The organism is Flavobacterium sp. 102 (assembly GCF_003634615.1).
In the GTDB taxonomy this organism is placed as follows: Bacteria; Bacteroidota; Bacteroidia; order Flavobacteriales; family Flavobacteriaceae; genus Flavobacterium.
This window is the reverse complement of the sequence record NZ_RBKX01000001.1, coordinates 3,404,589-3,423,288: the sequence shown is the minus strand read 5'-3', so window position 1 is coordinate 3,423,288 and position 18,700 is coordinate 3,404,589. Positions and strand designations below refer to the sequence as shown.

General features: G+C 35.6%; 16 protein-coding genes. 1 reads left to right on the top strand and 15 read right to left on the bottom strand.

Annotated features, from left to right (window positions below):
• Nucleotides 1–45 precede the first annotated feature (45 nt).
• Nucleotides 46–1,797: a helix-turn-helix domain-containing protein gene (locus C8C84_RS15110; protein WP_121314436.1), complete on the bottom strand. Its 1,752-nt coding sequence runs from the start codon at nucleotides 1,795–1,797 to the stop codon at nucleotides 46–48.
• A 371-nt stretch (nucleotides 1,798–2,168) separates the two neighbouring features.
• Between C8C84_RS15110 and C8C84_RS15105 the strand changes: the two genes are divergently transcribed.
• Nucleotides 2,169–2,885 (top strand): hypothetical protein, encoded by a 717-nt coding sequence (locus C8C84_RS15105; RefSeq protein ID WP_121314435.1) that lies wholly within the window; start codon nucleotides 2,169–2,171, stop codon nucleotides 2,883–2,885.
• A 32-nt stretch (nucleotides 2,886–2,917) separates the two neighbouring features.
• On the opposite strand, the gene C8C84_RS15100 is transcribed toward C8C84_RS15105, so the two are convergent.
• The 14 genes from C8C84_RS15100 to C8C84_RS15040 all read right to left on the bottom strand — a co-directional run bounded on the left by C8C84_RS15100 (nucleotide 2,918) and on the right by C8C84_RS15040 (nucleotide 18,645).
• Nucleotides 2,918–3,760 (bottom strand): RteC domain-containing protein, encoded by an 843-nt coding sequence (locus tag C8C84_RS15100; RefSeq protein ID WP_121314434.1) that lies wholly within the window; start codon nucleotides 3,758–3,760, stop codon nucleotides 2,918–2,920.
• A 670-nt stretch (nucleotides 3,761–4,430) separates the two neighbouring features.
• Nucleotides 4,431–5,849 carry a hypothetical protein gene (locus tag C8C84_RS15090; protein WP_121314432.1) on the bottom strand — a complete coding sequence of 473 codons (1,419 nt, stop codon included), beginning with the start codon at nucleotides 5,847–5,849 and terminating at the stop codon, nucleotides 4,431–4,433.
• Between the two features lie 20 nt (nucleotides 5,850–5,869).
• Entirely contained in the window at nucleotides 5,870–7,459 is a 1,590-nt protein-coding gene (locus tag C8C84_RS15085) for a hypothetical protein (protein WP_121314431.1), read from the bottom strand.
• Nucleotides 7,460–7,584: 125 nt separating this feature from the next.
• The gene (locus tag C8C84_RS15080) at nucleotides 7,585–7,881 is read right to left on the bottom strand and encodes a hypothetical protein (protein ID WP_121314430.1); all 297 of its coding nucleotides are present in this window, start codon (nucleotides 7,879–7,881) and stop codon (nucleotides 7,585–7,587) included.
• Nucleotides 7,882–8,007: 126 nt separating this feature from the next.
• A complete protein-coding gene (locus C8C84_RS15075) occupies nucleotides 8,008–8,868 on the bottom strand; it encodes a restriction endonuclease (protein WP_233549837.1) in 861 nt (286 codons plus the stop codon).
• A 161-nt stretch (nucleotides 8,869–9,029) separates the two neighbouring features.
• The gene (locus C8C84_RS15070; RefSeq protein ID WP_121314429.1) at nucleotides 9,030–9,443 is read right to left on the bottom strand and encodes a hypothetical protein; all 414 of its coding nucleotides are present in this window, start codon (nucleotides 9,441–9,443) and stop codon (nucleotides 9,030–9,032) included.
• Between the two features lie 58 nt (nucleotides 9,444–9,501).
• Nucleotides 9,502–10,284 carry a DUF6602 domain-containing protein gene (locus C8C84_RS15065; protein WP_121314428.1) on the bottom strand — a complete coding sequence of 261 codons (783 nt, stop codon included), beginning with the start codon at nucleotides 10,282–10,284 and terminating at the stop codon, nucleotides 9,502–9,504.
• A gap of 36 nt (nucleotides 10,285–10,320) precedes the next feature.
• Nucleotides 10,321–10,788: a hypothetical protein gene (locus tag C8C84_RS15060; RefSeq protein WP_121314427.1), complete on the bottom strand. Its 468-nt coding sequence runs from the start codon at nucleotides 10,786–10,788 to the stop codon at nucleotides 10,321–10,323.
• A gap of 63 nt (nucleotides 10,789–10,851) precedes the next feature.
• A complete protein-coding gene (locus C8C84_RS15055) occupies nucleotides 10,852–11,271 on the bottom strand; it encodes a hypothetical protein (RefSeq protein WP_121314426.1) in 420 nt (139 codons plus the stop codon).
• Nucleotides 11,272–11,356: 85 nt separating this feature from the next.
• Complete coding sequence (locus C8C84_RS17075; RefSeq protein WP_158592582.1) at nucleotides 11,357–11,509, bottom strand: hypothetical protein; 153 nt, start codon at nucleotides 11,507–11,509, stop codon at nucleotides 11,357–11,359.
• Nucleotides 11,510–11,540: 31 nt separating this feature from the next.
• Nucleotides 11,541–12,929 (bottom strand): RNA-binding domain-containing protein, encoded by a 1,389-nt coding sequence (locus C8C84_RS15050; RefSeq protein ID WP_121314425.1) that lies wholly within the window; start codon nucleotides 12,927–12,929, stop codon nucleotides 11,541–11,543.
• 2 nt (nucleotides 12,930–12,931) lie between these two features.
• Nucleotides 12,932–13,534, bottom strand: a complete 603-nt coding sequence (locus tag C8C84_RS15045) for a DUF4062 domain-containing protein (protein WP_121314424.1) — start codon at nucleotides 13,532–13,534, stop codon at nucleotides 12,932–12,934.
• Between the two features lie 99 nt (nucleotides 13,535–13,633).
• Nucleotides 13,634–13,759 carry a hypothetical protein gene (locus C8C84_RS17250; protein ID WP_255415823.1) on the bottom strand — a complete coding sequence of 42 codons (126 nt, stop codon included), beginning with the start codon at nucleotides 13,757–13,759 and terminating at the stop codon, nucleotides 13,634–13,636.
• Nucleotides 13,760–13,995: 236 nt separating this feature from the next.
• On the bottom strand, nucleotides 13,996–18,645 hold the full coding sequence (locus C8C84_RS15040) for a DUF3320 domain-containing protein (protein ID WP_121315090.1): 4,650 nt from the start codon (nucleotides 18,643–18,645) through the stop codon (nucleotides 13,996–13,998).
• Between the last annotated feature and the right edge of the window lie 55 nt (nucleotides 18,646–18,700).

Here is an 18,700-nt window from a genome sequence, read left to right as displayed (position 1 = left end):
TTATTTCACAAGTCGTTCACAAGTTGTGAAAGAAAAAACTATAAATTATTGTGAATCTCCCGTATTTATTGACTTCTTTAATTTGTAACTGAAGTAGGTTGGCGTAATTCCGGTGTGGGATTTGAAAGCGCGGGTGAAATTTTGAGTGGTACGAAACCCGGCTTCATCGCCAAGTGCTTTGTTGGTGTAATTCCTGTAGCGACTGTCGGTTTTGAGCATTTCGATGATGTAATCTAATTTTAATTCGGTGATGTATTCTATAGTTCCTTTGCCGCGATGCTTTGCGATCACCTTTGTTACATATTTTGAGTTGGTGTGTAGAATTGTTGCCATTTTTGTGACTGTCATATCTTTTTCCAGATACTTCTTGTTGAGCTCAAACTTCTCTAAATTTTTGACAATAGCGGCTTCAATAGCGGGGGTGATATCACGAGTAGGCTGTTTGTCATTGCTTTCCGTTTCCGGAATCTCCGGAATTTGCTTCGCCAGTTCGCTTGCGCTCGGGTAACTTTCAAGCCCTTCAAAAATAGTATCAGATGGATGCATATGATTTCCAGTGTCCCGATTCATTAATTCTTCAAATAGCTTTTTGTTTCGTCTATTTTTTTGAATTAAATACATAATGATTACTGCCATAAGCAAAACGATTATGCAAGCCAAAATTCGGGTAAGCACCACTGTATTCTCGATTGCGTTTTTGGCCTTTATAAGTTCCTTGGTATCATATTCCTTTACGATTTTCTTTAAAAGGTATTTATAATCCTGCGCCAATACCTTATCCACTTTTAATAATTGGTTGATATAGAAAAGCTGCGATTCAGTATCGTTGTGTTGTTTATAATAATCTATTAAATATTCATAGCCCCGACGGAGATTGGGCAGTATATATCCTTTCTTCTGAAATATATGGTCAACTTTTTTAAAATATGTCACTGCGTCATTATACCGCTTTAATGACCAGTACGATTTTCCAATATAAAAATAGGCTACTGTTTCATTTGTGTCATCGTTTAGTGCAATAATCTCCGGCAATGCTGACTTCAGTTTTGTAATGGCAGCAGTATAATTACCGATTGAACATTGATTTATGCCCTCTGAGTGATTAAAATAGAATTCCATGCCTGTATCTTCAAATAACCTGCCCTCACTAATTCCTATCTGGTTAGTGATTGTAGCCAAATTGTAATTACCCGTTTGATTGTAGCACAACCCAAGACAGTGTATTGAGTTAAGATAAGCGCGGTCATTTTCGTTCTTAAAATAACCTACACATTCCCTGAAGAGAGAAATTGCCTCGTCATAAAATCCGAGGTAATACTTAATTTGTGCAATTCCGTATTTTATCTGGTAATTCAGTGGTGTCATATTGGTTTGAGCAATATACCTGTCCGCAATTAAATAGTTATCGAGCGCCTTACTATGTTCATTACGATTGTAATGGATTATACCCTTTGCCATATATGATGAGCCAATGAGTTCATCATCGTTTGTTTTTTTGGCATTGCTAATCATGCTGTCGGCATAAAAAAGCCTTATGGATTTGTCGGCATTGATTACGTATGCTTTGTAAGCCAATGCTAATTGATGGTAGTTATCTTTTTCTGCCTTCGCTTTTTGCAGCCACACCTGCACGTAGATTTTTGATTTATCCTTATTGTATATGGTAGTTTCAAACCCATTACGCAAATACTCATAGCTTTTATTAGAAAGACTGTCAAAAGCCGAATTATTAGGCAACTGCGCCAAAGTACAATTCACTATTAAGAAAAAAATAATTGCGTATTTCTTCTGAAACATTATCAAATATTGACATTAATATACAATCGCATCACTTATTAAAAGTGGTACAATTTGCGAATAAATGTAAAAAAATAATTGGAATAGTACTATTCGACGAAAGAAAAATATTCGGAATATACTGATGAATGTGTAAGTGTTTGAAAAGTGGTTGTTTAGGTAAAAAGGTAAGGTAGGTCATTCGGGAATAACACATATACGGATTCCGGAATGCCATAGTTGTTGGCTTGTGGTGGGACAAATGGCTTGGTAGATTTGCTGCGAATTCAAAAGGTTTTGTTATGAGCAAAATCAATCCCACTGTTCAGATTACCCCGGGCGAAATGAACTGATGAAAAAAGTAATCAGTAACATTTTAACATTAAACAACCATGAAAAAAATATATTCATGCCTACTAATTATGACCTTTTTTGCTTCCTGTGCTGACGATGAAAACATAGCTCAGGAAAATACCCCCGCTTTAAGTAACAGAGACGGTGGTGATATATTACCAGCCTATAACGCAAATCCACATGATAACGCCGGACGGATTTATGATGAACTTTTCGATGCTTATTATGATGGGACGAGTCGTACCAAGGAAGTGGACACGGTTATTGCAGCCGTTGAATCAATTGCCAAAGCAAATACATCCTTTATTGGAATTAATGGCTCAGTATACTTACCGTTATCTACGGAACGTGTTCAGTACCTTGCGGATCGAAGCAATGGAGATATTGCAGCGATTGTTGGCACAAGTGGATTATCAGCTGCTGCAAAGGTAAGTTTTAGTAATTTTTTAATTTCTATTGTGGCTCTTTATCATTCTGAAACGGATGCTTTGACTATGTACAGTGCAGTTATAAAATATGAAGAGACTGTCCTCAATAGCAATTTACTCACAGCTAATGATAGACGGGTTATCCTGACAACAACATCCATAATCAGATACAGTTCCTATAGGGCAAAAAAGAAACCCAAAAAGAATACTGATCCATATTGGATCATATTTGTAGGGCATGTATTTGGAACGGAAGAAGGTGCCGAGGAAAATGAAGCTAAGGCTATTATTGAAGGCCTAGTAACAGGAATTGTTTCGAATAAGTAAAAAAAAAAGTCCCTCTGACGAGAGGGACTTTTTTATATTTCATCTGCATCGTCCATCCGCAAGATTAACTTTTCCTTTAATGTGTTAAGGAACTTTGTCCTTTCTGATTTTCTGGCGCGTATTTCTAGGAAAACCCTATTGAACTGTCCTAAGTCAATATCAAAAGCAGACTCAAAACTTTTTACGACTTCTTTTAATTCTGATTGGCCGTTATTAAATACTCCTTCTGCGTGAAGTGCGTAAATTAATTCTATCAGAGCAACTTTCGAGCCTGTCCAGGATTGACCATTATGTCTATATAGAGAAGAAGGATTTTCGGAGTTACTGACAAGCTTTAGTATTTCCGATTCGAGAAAGACCTTAATCGCATCGTTCGCTAAAATTTGTGCCACTTTATAATCATGAGAAGTAGAAAATCGCTGATCGGCCTGAAAGTAAAAGCTATCCAAGGTTAGTCGTACGTCGTATTTTCCCCGTAAAAAGTACTTGTTATCCAATGCCTGATTGCCGGTGCGGTAGTAGCGATAAAATTCGAGGTTTTCATTAAAGAAGATTTCAAGCTTGTCCAATTCGGTTTTATAGTAATTCCGTATTGCTTTTTTGGAACCAATCGGTTTATTGGATGTGATGGTATATACCTCATTGTAGTAAATGAGCTTGGATGCCAGCTGAGGCTTATAGTTGCGAAAAAAGTCGATTTCTTCCCCTTTATCCTGAAAAACATGGGATATGAATTTGGTTTTCAATTTTTCAAGAACTGCTATGGATGCCTTTATTCCTTTTTCTGCATAGTCAAGCGGTTCGGTAGTTTCGGAATGGATTATATCCAAACGTAACTGCAGCTCGGATAGTAGTTTTTGGGAAAGCAATTTCATATTGCGCTGGTTGGTTTGACAAAAGCAAATCTATTGGAGTGGGGGATTGGTTGCAAGTGGTTGAGTATGTGATTCCCGAATTGAATACTCTTTATTCCCGAATCGCATACAATAATTTAATACAGTTTGGTATTATTGTAATTAGTAAATGGGATGGTGAAAGTATAAAAGAGAAATACGAACTAAAGTTCGTGTACCTGACTGCCACCGGCAGTCCTCCTCTTAATATGCTGCGCCAGTTCGCTGCGCTCGGGTCAAATCCGAATTGCATAGTGCGTAATTCCCGAATTGCGTAGGATAATTTCATTCATTAAACTTTGACAAAATATTATTTTTCCCAAAACTTATTTTTTATAAATGCAGTGTGTAATTCCGGAATGGCATACTATAAAAATCGCGTAGCCAATTTTTACTTCTTATTTTTGAAATCTCTGACTTGACACACTATGGCCTTTATCTGGATTGTTATTTTACTTATTATTTTTATTGTACTGTTTTGCCGTGAAGTACGGTTAGACCGAAAAAGGTTTGCCAAGAAACAGCAATCTGACAATGAACATATACTGCGTGAAGTTGAAAGGTTTTTGGAAGAACGTTGTTCTCGGAGTTTAGAGTAGAGTTTAAAGTGTATTATATGATTAACTAGATAGAAGATTTAAATAGCTACTATTTATATCTTGTCATAATAGTCCTCATTGCAATCAGGATTGTAGAGCTTTGCATAATTAATTACATATCCATCATATCCTGCATATTTTAAGATTAACTTACTGATCAGCGTAAAAAGTTTACCGCTTATGTAAGCCATATAATTATCTTCCTCTTCTGAAGTTAATTCTTCACCGGTATCTAAAAGGATATTTCCGTGCAACAAATCATTTCTATGCTCAATAGCTATTATATCTTCTATAGTTAGCTTAATTCCCAACTGTTCGAATGGCCGCGTCAATCTTTCATTATTAGTAAGCTTTTCGTTGACCATAGGATTATTAATTGCCAGTAGCCGTCTCTTAATTTTTAATGCTCCTTCTTCACTCAGGTCTGCACTATTGTTATCAATTACTTCCGTAAGTTTCTTGATAATCCTCTTACTAACTTCTTTATTGCTTATGGGAAGCACTTTGCCCGTCTCTTCTGTCGCTATTATCTTTGCGAGCGATTCAATAATAACCGAAAACATACTTGGTATCATCAACAACGACCGGGCATTTGCCGCTTCAAGTAATAAAATGATTGTCACCGATACCTTCTTATTTTTTTTAATAAGTGAAGTTAGATTAGCAACTGTTTCCATGGGTATCAAAGTGAGTTTACCTTGAAATTCGGCAGCAGCATCTTTGTTATCATATAACTTTGAGTATGCATTACTGTTCACAGGATTAAAAATTGACTTTAATGCCGGTCTTGTGTAATTTGAGTATATAAAATCGTCACCTGAGAAAACGTATTTCTCTCCACCCGGCATATACCCGACAAAAAAGCCTAAAGATTGCTGAATGGCGTAACAGACTTCCTGAAATTCTTCTAAAGATTGCTCTTCCAAACTGTCAAAAATATAATAGCCTTTTCCATTTTTTTTTACCTGAACTACATCGTAGGTTTTATTTTCCAATTTTAACCTTATACAATCGAATGCATATACAGTTGTGCCATTTTCATACACAGTTGTTTTGAATAAAAAACAGAATGAACCTAAAAGATCAATATCGGTTGGGAAAATGCAACGAAATTTAGAACGTGTTTCATTTTTCCACCCATCACTTTGTAAACCCTGTACATCAAAAGTATGTGTTGCACTTACGCCTTCAAAAATACTAACATGAACAGCATGGGATGTAAAATCAGAGGATTTCAGAATATAATCTTTTTCATTTAAACGAATAGAAATTCGATTAGTAACTTTTGCAGTAGAGAAAACACCTTCAATTTTTAACCCAAACTTTCGATTGGATTTCGTTATTTCTGATTTGCAATTTTCAAACCCATGAATTGTAATTTCAGTTTGGTCAAAGGACTCGATTAGATCTACAGTTTGTAACTGAGAATCAAAATTCTTATAGTTTGCTATTCGATCCTGCGCCGTTCCCATACTGTAGACTTGATTTTATTTTAAAACCCGACTTTTAATACTACTTCCTGGCAAACACCAGAAATTTGAGCATTTCTTATATTTTCTGTCGGATATAAGGCATAACCCGATTTTTGAACCGCCTTAAATTGATAATTGCCATTATTTACATAAAAAGTTGCAGTCGATTTCCCGGGCATGCTCTGAATAAATTTAGTTCCTTGAAATAAGTCATATGGATTAGAAGATAAATTTTGAATCACTATCTTTCCTTGTTGCCGCTTTTCGCATTCCGGTTTATTTACTTCATTTTTCGCATTATTAAGTACGTTCCAAAAAGCCACCAATTCTTCCTTGATTTTGTTGTCGAAATTAAGTTTATTAATATTTGAAATGAACTCGTTGTTACTGCAACAATCCGAATTCACAGTACAAAAGATGTCTGAACAGGCCGTATATTTTTCTTCTATCTTAGCCATTAATCCATCCAATTCAGACCCATAACCCCTTAAATTTTCAATTGTTTCCTGGCTTTTTCTTTGAACTGAATTCAGCACTTCAACAGAAGCTTGCTTCTGCCTGTATTCATTAATGATTTCATCGATTGATGAGTTGTCAACCAGATTATTTATAAAGGATTTATTTCTATACAGGTTAACCAATGTCTCATTCAACTTAGTGAGTTCTCCCTGCTTTTTAGCATCCCAATTTATACCTTCGAGACCATACAAAGAAAAAGGAGCATAATAATATTGTGTAATGCTGCTTTGGTTTGGATCAGCAATATTCTTAACGGCACTTCCGATAATTTCAGCGATAGCATCCGCTTTATTATTTGTATTGCCATTTAAAATTGCATTGATCTTATTTTGAATAACTGACTGTTCGATTGCCGGTCCATTTATTTCTACAGATACAGAGTAACTACTGTTTTTTAATTGGTTATTGACCCAATCACCATTCTCAATTTCCAATGACCCTTTGGCCTTAAAGGGAACTGTGCCTTTTACTCCTAAATTATTTTTACTGTTGTAAGCGTAATTTTTTTCAATGTCGTTTTTTGTCAAGATGACCACTATGCTGCTTTCCTTCCTTATTCCGCTGATGTAGTGTGAGCCAAATAAATTGACAAATTCTTTTACTTTCTTTTGCTTTACTAAATTGTTGGCTTCATCAGTCAGCAATGGTTCCTTGTTAAATGAATATATTCCAAAATCGACATTAGCCGTAAAAATCAATCTTTCTTCTTCTTCAATAGTTGCAGTAGCATATTCATCTAATTTCTTGCCATTCATTACAAACAGATTCAGAAAACTGATACTACCGCTGGTTCCCCTGCTTTTATAATCATTGAAATCCTTATTGTTTTTGGTGTAAAAAAGCCTAATACTTGTTTTCTTTCCCCCGACTTGTTGCGATGTCAATTTATTAAGAGCGATAGTTTCTGTTTTGAAACAGTTTTTTGTCTGCTTATAAATATCATTTATATGAAATCCTTTTCCAATTCTTAAAGAAGGCGCAGCATTGTCATTATTGAAATATGTTGCATCAAACACACAGGTTGATTGCGAAAAAACATTGGAACAAACCATTATAAAGGCAGCCAAGATTGTTAGTCTAAATTGTCTCATTATTATAATATAAATTTTGAAAGTAAAGTTCAAAAGTAAGAATTTAATAAGATAAATAGTAAATAAATTAGTGATTCCCCATATATGAAACAAGAGCTCTTGATTTTACTTGCGAGTGAGGTCAACTAGCCCACTTGCCATTCCTGATTTTTAACTTCATTGCCAAAAACACTTTCGCTCTTAACCTTAGCAATTTTTTGAATATTCAGGTCTTTCATGCTATAGAGATTTCGCGCTATTTGTGAATTTACAATCCTATGCGAATGCTTTGGATACTTTGCCAAAAACCCGATGTATTCTGGTTCGAATCTTTTCATAAAAAGCTTAATAAACTCATGTGAATCAAATTTATCTTTAGATATTTTGACTACCAACTCTTTTATAGCTGGTGAATTGGCATTCATAAAGGCTTTAATGCTCATGTTAAAAATGGTTTTAAATTTATATTATATCTAATACGAAAAAGATATTTAAGCTTTTTCCAGTACTTGCCATTTTCTAATTACAGAAGTATTTTTTATATAACGTTTTGCACCTTTGGATGGTAGTTACTCTCGCTTTTTATGTTCTATAATTAAACCGTTTTCCGAAAAAGTAAATGTACGTTCGTCAAAAATGGATTTCATAATTAGCCACACTTTATCGACTAGATTAATTTGTACTTTACGACTTAGATCAGTTTCGGATATGTTCCCAGAAAAAATAATTTCATTTAAATGTAGTGTTTCGTCTGTTCTTCTGTTATTTAATTTGCTCCCAGGGATTTTATAACTTTTTGTAATTATCTCCGATTTTTTATTTTGACTATTTATCTCATTTCGAAAATCATTGACGTAGTCATAAAATGGACGCTGTGTTTCGTTCTGAAGTATAACTGTATAGTCTAAATAGTCGAATTCATGTTTGATATCCATTTTCCTGTTATCACCAATATTAATGCTCAAAATTTCTGGACGCTTTCTAATTATGCTAAAGTTCAAGTCAATAGTCCCAATTTCCATTTCAGGAGCACTATGCTGTAGGTCCTTTTTCTCAAATTCGCGAAGTTCAACAAGTCCGATGTTCCTATACTTTGCATACTCAATACCATCTTGTGTAAAACCATTTTTGGAAACAATGATCCCTTTACTCATACCTGTATCTTCAATTGTCTCTGAAAGTTTCATCACAGTCTCTTTATTTACCTTGTCTTTCCAGTACTTGCATTCAATAGCTGTTTCATAGGAATGAATACCGTCTGTATGTGATGTTATAACATCTATTTGATGGCTCACACCTGATTTACCCTTTTTCTTGCAGGTACTACCGTAGCCGACTATCTTGACTCCCGACCGCTGTCCTAAAGATTCATAAATGTATTTTGTGATTGACTCATAGGTTTGCCAATCCAGGTTTTTTGCATTAGACATATCCTGCTTTTCAAGTAATTATCAAAAAAAGTATTGTCTAAACGTTTCGCAAAGTTGATTTGATGAAACGTCAATATTTGTAATTGATGAAGATATGGATTTTTTAAGAAAAATTATTAATTGACAATCATAATAAGTTAAGCTGATGTAAGCAGCGATTTTTAATCAACCAATTCGGGGCAGAAATATTGATTTACGTTTTCTAAATCAACATCAAAAAGAATAAAATATATATCGTCAGATTCTGCTAGTGATGCCACTTTTAGACGGTGCTTGCCATCTGCCGGAACCAGCGTATTATTACCGATATCTATCAACATAGGAGGAATTAAAGGCACTCCTGAATTCCAGTTGTCAATAACCCTGTCAAGTTTTTCTTTTTCCTGATTCCTTGTATATAATTTTGGAGAGGAGTAGAGCTTTGCATAGTTTGGATCCATTGCTTTCTTGAGGTCGTCCCAAGATGATTTATAAATATGAAAACCACCTTTACTGTATTTATCGATCAATTGATCTGGTTGCATTTCGAGATTTATATCAGCAGTACGTTGATGCCAAATTGGGGTTACAGACATATTTTTAATTTATTAGATTAATAGCTTCTTATTTATGCTGTTTGGAGCCTATATAATTTTACATATCAAAAAGTTCGATAGCAAATATACTTTTAAGATTGGAATCATTTACTATATTAAAATCTCTGCTAACCTTGAAGTTGCTATCAATTTTTTCCATATTATAATTAAAAATACTGCTATAAATATTTTTGAAAAACAATTCTAAAGAACTAATATCCTTATCAGTACTATCTACATAATTGTAAGCAGTATAACCCATCATGTCCCTTTCAAAAACAACATGATCTTTCCTTAGATGATATGATGCCTGTATGCCAGTAATTACATCCGGCAAATAGTGAAAAGTGTCGTGATCAAACTTTTGGTAATCACCCGGGTGCTTATAGTTTTGGAAATACTCATTGAGTTTGAAAGTTGTTGCAGCGTTGTAGATAAAGAGATGGGTTTTCGTTCTGTTATCAAGGATTTTAGAAACCGATTTGAAGTAATTTATTATGTCATGAAAAGCTTTCTTGCCCTTAACCGTGGTCTTTACTTCAATAATTGCTATAACAGATTTATTAGGAACAACCACTATATCATTTACCCTGTATAATGGTGAATACAGCTGGTTGTCATAGATTATTATATCGATTTGCTTTGATAGGTTTCCTTCTTCGTCTATAATAAAACCCTGTTCAATTGCCACGCCTTTTGGAAGGTATGTTGATAGAAATTTTCTCAAAATTTCTTCTGTCAATACTCCGATTGTGGGATTGTGGTTTTTTATAAAGGTTTTTATTTGCAGAATCTCGTTTAGTAATTCAGCGGTTTTTAGCCTGTAAAATTCGTTGTTCATTTTCTAAAGAAGTTTAAAAATTACTAAATCAATTCTTTACAAGTTATGGAATAACTGACTAAACCTTGCTCTATCGATCTTTGTGTCTTTATCATTCAAGGTATTTTCGAGCAAAATTTTACTGTAGAATGTTCTGAAGCGCTCCAGTAAATCTTCCAGCTTTTTTTGTTCTGTTGGAGTGAATATGGTTCGGTTTCTATCTATGAAGGCTTCCAATGCAATTATTTTACCATCTATTTCATGCTCCTCTATGACCAAGTTTTTACTTACTATGCTGCGAATTGATTCGATGAATACATGTGTGCAATTGTTGTCATCTACACAATCGGGTTTTGGATAAGCCGAATTAACTTTTACCCGCAGCGATGTCATTTCTACATCTATTATTTTAGAATAAAGATCTGTGTAAGTGCCACAGTGTGAATTCTCAAATGTTATTTCATCTTCTTTACATGCTTTAAAAAATTCCAGAGATTTATTTAGCGTTATCGTATTGGTGTTCATGAGCCTATTTTTTATTTTATTATGTGTATAAACAAAGTTACTGTGTAATAATTGATAATTCTATTATTCGAAATATCTTTCATCATACATTTTTTTTAGAATCCCAAAACTTTTTATTGAATGTGTTTTTTCGGGGATGTAATTGTATTCTTTAAATTTAAAACTCATTTCAAAATCAATAACGCTATCTTCTAATAGCATGTAGTCCATTATTTTGGTATAGTGCAGTTCAATCACTTTTGCTCTTCCGTCAAAGCTATTATCATAGTTTGTCGGGCTTGCCACATAGTACTTCCTATCGAATTCAATTTTCATCCCATTTTTTAAAATAATATGACAATCATATTTTTTCAGATCAGTTGAGACAAAATTTATTTCTGACTTAAAAATTAGGTAGGTAGCTAAATGGAATGCTATTCGATTATTCTTTTTTAAATATACTTTTACGGTAAAATTTGATAAATTAAATTCGTTATTGTCCATTTTGATAGTCGTTAGTATATGATTGTTGAATTAAATGGAGCTTATCCGGCAATATCCGGCAACATCTTGCTGTACTGCTTTTTTGTTAAGGTATTGACAATGTTAGGTTTATGGCATCGGTTTGTTTTTGTCCGGCAAGTTCCGGCAATACAATACCATAAATTGCTTTTTTTGACTTCGGTACTATCCGGCAAAATCCGGCAATAGAATAGGAAGGATGAATTACAACGAAGGCCACATTTTACTAGGTTTATGAAGATTGCTATGGCTTATCCGGCATTATCCGGCAACTCTTTGGAGGTTCTTTTGTATCGTGTAACCGATCCATCCCCGATTTTTTGCAATAATCCAATTTCCTGAAGTTTTTGAATATCCAAACGGGCAGTTCTTTCACTTAAAGGATTTTCAAAGTAATTCATGTAATCTTCCCTAGTGAATAATTCGTCACCCACTTGGTCCAAATACATTTCCATTCGATTGTTCAGTTCTATTTTCTTGGGCGTACTATGGAGCGTTAAAATTACCGCACCATTTTTATTGACCCAAGTAGGAGATTCTAAATTTCGTTTATCAAAAGACTCATTAATCAAAATAGTTCCCCTGCCCACTTTTTCGATTATTCCGCAAAGAAAAACAATATGCGTCAAAACAGGATTAGGAGGATTGGAGCTATGCGTTTTCTTCAAATCCTTGTCGGACAGCAACAACTTGCCACTATTAATTATTTCGATTTTATCGGGATAGATCCCGATAAGCACTTCTCCTGTACTATCTGAATAATCCCTATGCATTAATGCATTTATGACCGCTTCATCTAATGCCTCCAGTGGATATTTATAATCGTCATTTCTTTTCCAATCCTTTTCACTGAAGTCGCTAATGATTGGAAGGTTTTTTCTAAAGTAATTTTGAATTTCAGTGTAGGTTTTAAATAGATTTTCTTCTATCAGAACAATATTCTCATAACGATTACCTGTTTTTCCCAGACCAAAATCAATTATACGAACCCTGCATTGTGGCAGAAAATAGGTGGGGTCCTTGGCAAAAAGAACAATGGCAGCATTGGTTAATTTGCTGTTTCTGAATAATTGATAGCGTGTTAAGAATTCTACCGGATCGTTAGAGCTAAATTTAGCAACGCGACCCATTTTATTTGCCAAATCAATTGCATTATAAATTTGCTCTTTATTAAGGTCTTCTATCGTTGCCTCTAAATCGGGTGTTTTTTCCCAAGTGTAATCATCAATTTTATTCGTCCTGATTAGAACACTCATGTCATTGTCTGACGCTGTTACCGTTTCATTGCCAATCCGAACATAACTCCTGCCCTTGATTGAATAAGGTTTCTTGTTTCCTTCAATCACTTCAATTAAGATGACTGTACCGTTCTGATACTGTTCTTTCCTAATCCCTATCAAGCTTTGCGGGGTTATTTCATTGTAGATAAAATATCTGAGCGCGTTGTAGGCTTCTTCAAGATTATTTAATGGACTTACTTGTTTGTCATGATCTACACCAACAATTATACGACCTCCATTGGTATTTAAAAAAGCACAAACTGATTGTCCGACTATTTCAATATCAGCATGCGAAAATAAGGACAGCTGAACGCCTTCTTTTTCCTGAAGTATACTTTCTATAAAATCGTTCTCATTCATAATTACAAGCTTTTCATATATGTAATTGTCCTTTGTACTTTATCTGCATCTTTAAATTGACCCTCGATATAACGCTGCATCCCGGGTAAATCATAATATTCCTGTGCCCAATGGCCGATACGTTCTTTAGGAGGCACTTTATCTTTAGTTACCTGATTGTAAATGTCAATGCACCTCACATCAATAAGTGAATTGGGCCTTACAATTATATTGTCTGTTTTAATGGGTTTTAACGAGTGCCTGTCAACAAATTCCGATTTGTTTAATAATTGCCTTGCGAAGATAACTTTAGAATCTACTAGGAACCATCTTGCTTTTTTTAATAAAATGGCTTTTAAGACTTCTTCATGCGTTATGGAGGTTTCTCCGATAACACCAGAACCATAGTTTGGCCTAATAATACCTATAAATGCATCACATTCCTCAACCGCTGCAAGACAATTAGCGAGATTTGATTTATCAGCACCGGCATAAACCGTTCCCATATGTGAATTTAATACTTCGTAACCGTAACTATCCAACTGTGCGTAAATTGAAGCGAGTTGATCTTCGAAACCGTAAATAGTTGAAGCTACTAAAACTTTAATGTTGTTTCTTTCCTCCATAGATTATTTGCTATATGCAGGTATTAATACTAATTTAAGTATGCTAAGGTAAGCAAATTAATACGTTTTTTTATAATAAAAAGATGCATCCTTCATCTTTCATTTGTCTCTGTTCTTCCAACTGTCATTATGGTGGCTGTGCTTAAGATAATCTTTGTAAACATAATGAAGATATATGCCTACACCATAGGCGACAACAATAAATAGAAGGTAGTACCAACTCATAGAAGCAACCTATTTTGGATGAATTTCCAATATTACCTAAATGATTTTAGTTTTGTTATTCAATTATGGAGTTTGTAGCATTACAATTTGGGAGTAGTTTTTATTAGCTGTATAAATGCACTGATTAGCTGTGTTCCTTTCGGCTTGCAGCCTCGGGCCCTTCGGCAGTCGCTTTGCTCGTGTTCAAATCCGCGTTATTGGATTTTCGTTCTTAAACCATTACACAATTTCATTTTTTAAGTTGTTGCAGCCTTAAGAAATTCACCATCTTTTATTACAATCCTATCATTGGTAGCCTTATCTATGGATTGTATTATATACATTTTCATGTCTTCAGTTACTCTTGAATATCCAAAGAGCTTAGCTATTAAAATTACAGCGCTTTCAGGTTGAATTGCAATTGAATTTTCCACCACTTTTGCTATTGCTAAATTCATTTCTTCGGGAGATATAAATGCCAGCTTCCGAGAATTAGCAGGAAGTAGACTTCTCTCCCGAATAATTAGCGAGTGGTTTTCTGGGTTCCAAAGGAAGTCATTCTTTTTAATTATAAATCCTTCTTTAACAGCGTAATCAGTAGCATTAGTGATTGAAGCACGAATGCGACTGCCAATCTTTGAAATGCCATTTGCGTCTGCAATACGACGCGCCATTTCTTCGAAATGTATAGGGCTTTCAACTTTGACAACTTCTTGTATCCAAGCGCCTAATTTACCCATGGGGTAGGTGTGTAGTTCCTGCAAAGCAACGTCAGACGGTAAAATTGCGGTTACATATTTCGGTAAGGAATTATCAAGTTCTTCAGGTTGCTCACGGATTAGTAGCTTTAACTCTTCCATTAATTCTTCTTCAATTGCGTCATTATGTTCCGCCTGAACTTTAGCTTTTTCAATTGCTTCAATTAAAAGTTTTAGTTCTCCGGCAGGATTACGGAACCAATCTGTGCTCCATATATTATATAAATTCCAACCCATTCCTTCGAGTACCATAGTTCGTAACCTGTCGCGATCACGAGCTGATTTTGCCACTTCGTACGATTTTCCATCGCAACTTATACCGAGAATATATCTCCCGGGATTGTCAGCATCAACTACAGCTAAATCAATGTAGAATCCCGCAGATCCTACTTTTTCTCTCACTGTATACCCTTCGTTTTGTAGACTTTGTGCAATTACGTCCTCAAAAGGTTGGGGCTTAAATGGAATTTCTTCCTTATCGCTTTCAAATTTCCCGTGCTGCGCAAAGTATAGAAAACTTTTTAGCGCACGAATTCCAAATTTGGCATTTGGTCCAAAATTCATGTCGCTTGCCGTAATATTTGTAAATACTTCGCAACGGCTCTTGGCCCTGGTAATCAATACATTTAAGCGACGTTCGCCACCTTCGTTATTTAGGGGGCCAAAACTCATTGGCACTTTACCATCTTCAGTTCTTCCATATCCAATGCTTATGAAAATTACATCCCTTTCATCTCCTTGAACATTTTCAAGATTTTTCACAAAGAATGGCTCAGTTGGATGACTCCTGAAATAATTTTCTACGTCAGGATTTCTTCTTCTCCTGATTTCGATTGCATTTTGAATTGCCTGCATCTGAGCTGTGCTAAATGCAACAACACCCAAACTTTGTTTTGGATTCTGCAAAGCATGGTTTATTACAGCATCGGCAACTTTATCAGCCTCCTTCGGATTGGTTCGGGTTTTACCTTTATCATAAAAGGTATCTGGTAAATAATTAAAAGCCAGGCCCATTCTGGTTTTAGAGCCAGGACTTGGAAAGATTATCAATTTATTTTCATAAAACTCTTGATTAGAAAGGCTGATCAATGATTCATGCCTGCTACGGTAATGCCAACGCAACATCCTTTGAGGAGCGCCCTGAGCGTCGCACATACCTAGGATACTCTGCATATCAGCAGTTACATTTTCTTCATCTTCTGTTTCGGTATTTAGTTTGTCAAAAAAGCTTGTAGGCGGCATTTGTTTGGTATCGCCAACGACAACTAATTGTCTTCCGCGTAAAATTGCGCCTAGTGCGTCCACCGGGCGAACCTGACTTGCTTCGTCAAAAATAACTAAGTCGAAATCAATACTGTCAGGCGGAAGAAAATTAGCAATTGACATCGGACTCATCATAATGACAGGTTTAATAGCCTGTATGGCTAACCCGGCTTCCTGCATTAATTTCCTAATGGGCATGTGCCTAGCCTTACGATTGAATTCACTTTTCAATACATTAATCTGACCTCCGCCGTCTTGTTTCGGCACTCCTTCCCAGTGCTTCAGAGCAACTTTCGCCCGATTGTAAAATTGATTTAGTACATCAAGCCTCTTAAATTTTTCAATTATCTCTTCATGGTTAGAACGTTCAAATTTGCGTAAATCAGGACTATTGAGCATCGCCTGCTCAATCAAGTAATCGTACCAAGTCTTTTGAAGCGCTGTTTTAAGATGAGTAGCAGCCTCTGGCCAATGATGGACTGCCTCAATTAAATAATTTGCGTTTTGCTTCTCTATATTTTCTTTTAACACATTCCATGATACTACCTTATGAATATCAGCTAAGTCATCGGACCACTTTTTTAGGTGATTAAGTTGCTCAACGAATTCTAACTTCTTTATGCCGTGTTCTTTTAAATCCAATTGCTTTAAAAGGTTTTCAATTGCAAGTACCTGATTGCTCAAAACTTTTTTCAAATTATCTGAATACGCAATCGAATTTTCCGGTTTTTCCTCTTTATCAAGGAAAGAGAGAAAAGCAGAAGGAATTATATGCTCCTGAATACGTAGATGGACTGACTGGATATATTTTACGGCCTTTGCTACTTCAGCCCAATCCGTTCTATGTTTTTGCCAATGATTGCCATATAATTTCTGCGCTAAGGGCTCGAAATCATGCATAGTAATGGCAAGACGTTTTTCTTCCATTATTGCATTCACATATTCTAGCTTTGTAGCTAAATCTGAAGGCATAGCTGTATTGAGGACTGTTGATAGTTTTTTAACGCTGTTCTTATAATCGGATATAAGAAATTTGTACCATTTATTGCCGTGAACAATTAAGTCCTGCCTGATTCCAATAACGTCAGAACTCCATGCTTCCGGGATTAATACCGTATCGTATTTTGAATGCAATTCTTTAATTCTTATGCCGGTCGAAATCATTTCTTCAATATCTGCCTGACTGTTTAGCCATGCGGCATCATGGATTGCCATTGATTGGATTCCGGGATTTTCTGCTGCTGTAAGTAATGCCGTCAATAATTTTTGAACACCTTCATTATCAAGTAGCAATTGAATTCCTAAATAATCAGCTATAGATGAAACAAGACTTATGAGTTCATTAGTTTTACCAATAGCTTGTTCCAAAAGCTCTTTGGCTATTTCCTCGTCTTTTGGTAGAAATACTTTTAGTCCTGTGCCGTAGAATAGTAAGTTTTGGGGTTGTCCTATTTTCTCTAGCCTAACCTGTATTTGTTCCGCGAGTTGCTCTACTTCTTTCATTCGTGGAAAATCCCACGAATGTATATTATCAATTGCAATTTTGGGAAATTTGTAGTCTTTGCTTTGGTAACTGATTTTTAATAAGTGTCCCATCACTTCTTGCGGGGAGTAGCCACTTTTTGCAATTTCTGAGTTTACGGCATTACAATATTCATTTAGTTCATTAATCACAGGGCTAAGAAAGCGTATCTCTTCTTCAAGACGTGTCATTGTTGGTTTACCTAGATCCAAAACACGTTTGAGCTCTGTGTGCAATTCGCGTTTATTGGATTTGTGGCTGTGTAATTCCAGACAAGCTTCGCCCAGGTTAACACTATCAAGACGTCGTTTTACTACTTCTAAAGCTGCCATCTTTTCGGCTACAAAAAGCACCTTTTTTCCGTTGCCGACTGCATCAGCTATCAGATTTGTAATGGTTTGTGATTTACCTGTACCTGGTGGCCCCTGAATTACCATATTTCGTCCTTCATTGACTGCAAGCATTGCTATGACCTGCGAACTATCTGCATCAACTACCTGCAAAAGCTGGTCGGCTATTGTGTCATTATCCAGATGGTGTTCCTCGCTGATTGATGGTTGCTGCTCATTAAATCCCTCGCCAAAAAGAGATTCCAGAATTGGATGGTCGAAAGGTTTTTTATGTTCTGGCCATTTTGCACTATCGAGGTCATGGTAAATCATGAACTTACCAAAGGAGAAGAAACCCAGTTCTATAGCATCTTCTTCGACTTTCCAGTCTTGAAGGTGCTGAATGCGCTCACTAATTGCATTATAATAGGCCTGAATGTCTAATTCTTCTTCTTCCGGAAGATCGGGAATTGTAATGTTAAAATCGACCATCATCTTTGCCTGTAAAGAAAGATTTGCACCAATTTCTGCCCCGGTATATCGTAACCTGAAGCGCTCACTCGCACTGGAACGTTCTAAGGCTACCGGTATCAAAATTAAAGGTGCTTTTCGTGGTTCTTCTGTATTTCCTTTTTCGTACCAATTAAGCATGCCTAAAGCGAGGTACAACATATTTACACCCTGTTCTTCTATACTTGTCTTAGCAAAATAATAGGTATTTAGTATTTTTGTCTGGAGTTTGGTTTCGGTTTCATTCGTTTGTAACTTCGTGTCATTGTATGCATCCTGTAGTTGTGGCTCTGAAAGTTCGGGCAATTCGAAGAGCTCCTCATCATTGTCTTTACCCGGACGCCCTAAAAAGGTCATTGCCTTATTTTGCTTAACCAAGATATTGTAAACAGATAGCGATTGCTCCTGTACAATTTGAAGGCCGCGCACTTTAGGAATTTTGTAATTAAGTAATGTATTACGCATTCCAAGATCTAAAAGTTCTTTGCGGGATGCTTCCAATTTTGGTAGGATAGATTCTGACATATCGACGCTATTAAAGTTTCCCAAGGTATCAAAAAAATAGATACAAATTGAATGA

Coding starts and splice junctions, on each gene's coding strand:
- C8C84_RS15040 (WP_121315090.1), bottom strand. CDS start 18,645: ATGTCAGAATCTATCCTACCAAAATTGGAAGCATCCCGCAAAGAACTT.
- C8C84_RS15100 (WP_121314434.1), bottom strand. CDS start 3,760: ATGAAATTGCTTTCCCAAAAACTACTATCCGAGCTGCAGTTACGTTTG.
- C8C84_RS15045 (WP_121314424.1), bottom strand. CDS start 13,534: ATGGAGGAAAGAAACAACATTAAAGTTTTAGTAGCTTCAACTATTTAC.
- C8C84_RS15080 (WP_121314430.1), bottom strand. CDS start 7,881: ATGAGCATTAAAGCCTTTATGAATGCCAATTCACCAGCTATAAAAGAG.
- C8C84_RS15060 (WP_121314427.1), bottom strand. CDS start 10,788: ATGAACACCAATACGATAACGCTAAATAAATCTCTGGAATTTTTTAAA.
- C8C84_RS15085 (WP_121314431.1), bottom strand. CDS start 7,459: ATGAGACAATTTAGACTAACAATCTTGGCTGCCTTTATAATGGTTTGT.
- C8C84_RS15065 (WP_121314428.1), bottom strand. CDS start 10,284: ATGAACAACGAATTTTACAGGCTAAAAACCGCTGAATTACTAAACGAG.
- C8C84_RS15090 (WP_121314432.1), bottom strand. CDS start 5,849: ATGGGAACGGCGCAGGATCGAATAGCAAACTATAAGAATTTTGATTCT.
- C8C84_RS17250 (WP_255415823.1), bottom strand. CDS start 13,759: ATGAGTTGGTACTACCTTCTATTTATTGTTGTCGCCTATGGTGTAGGC.
- C8C84_RS15055 (WP_121314426.1), bottom strand. CDS start 11,271: ATGGACAATAACGAATTTAATTTATCAAATTTTACCGTAAAAGTATAT.
- C8C84_RS15110 (WP_121314436.1), bottom strand. CDS start 1,797: ATGTTTCAGAAGAAATACGCAATTATTTTTTTCTTAATAGTGAATTGT.
- C8C84_RS15075 (WP_233549837.1), bottom strand. CDS start 8,868: ATGTCTAATGCAAAAAACCTGGATTGGCAAACCTATGAGTCAATCACA.
- C8C84_RS15070 (WP_121314429.1), bottom strand. CDS start 9,443: ATGTCTGTAACCCCAATTTGGCATCAACGTACTGCTGATATAAATCTC.
- C8C84_RS15105 (WP_121314435.1), top strand. CDS start 2,169: ATGAAAAAAATATATTCATGCCTACTAATTATGACCTTTTTTGCTTCC.
- C8C84_RS15050 (WP_121314425.1), bottom strand. CDS start 12,929: ATGAATGAGAACGATTTTATAGAAAGTATACTTCAGGAAAAAGAAGGC.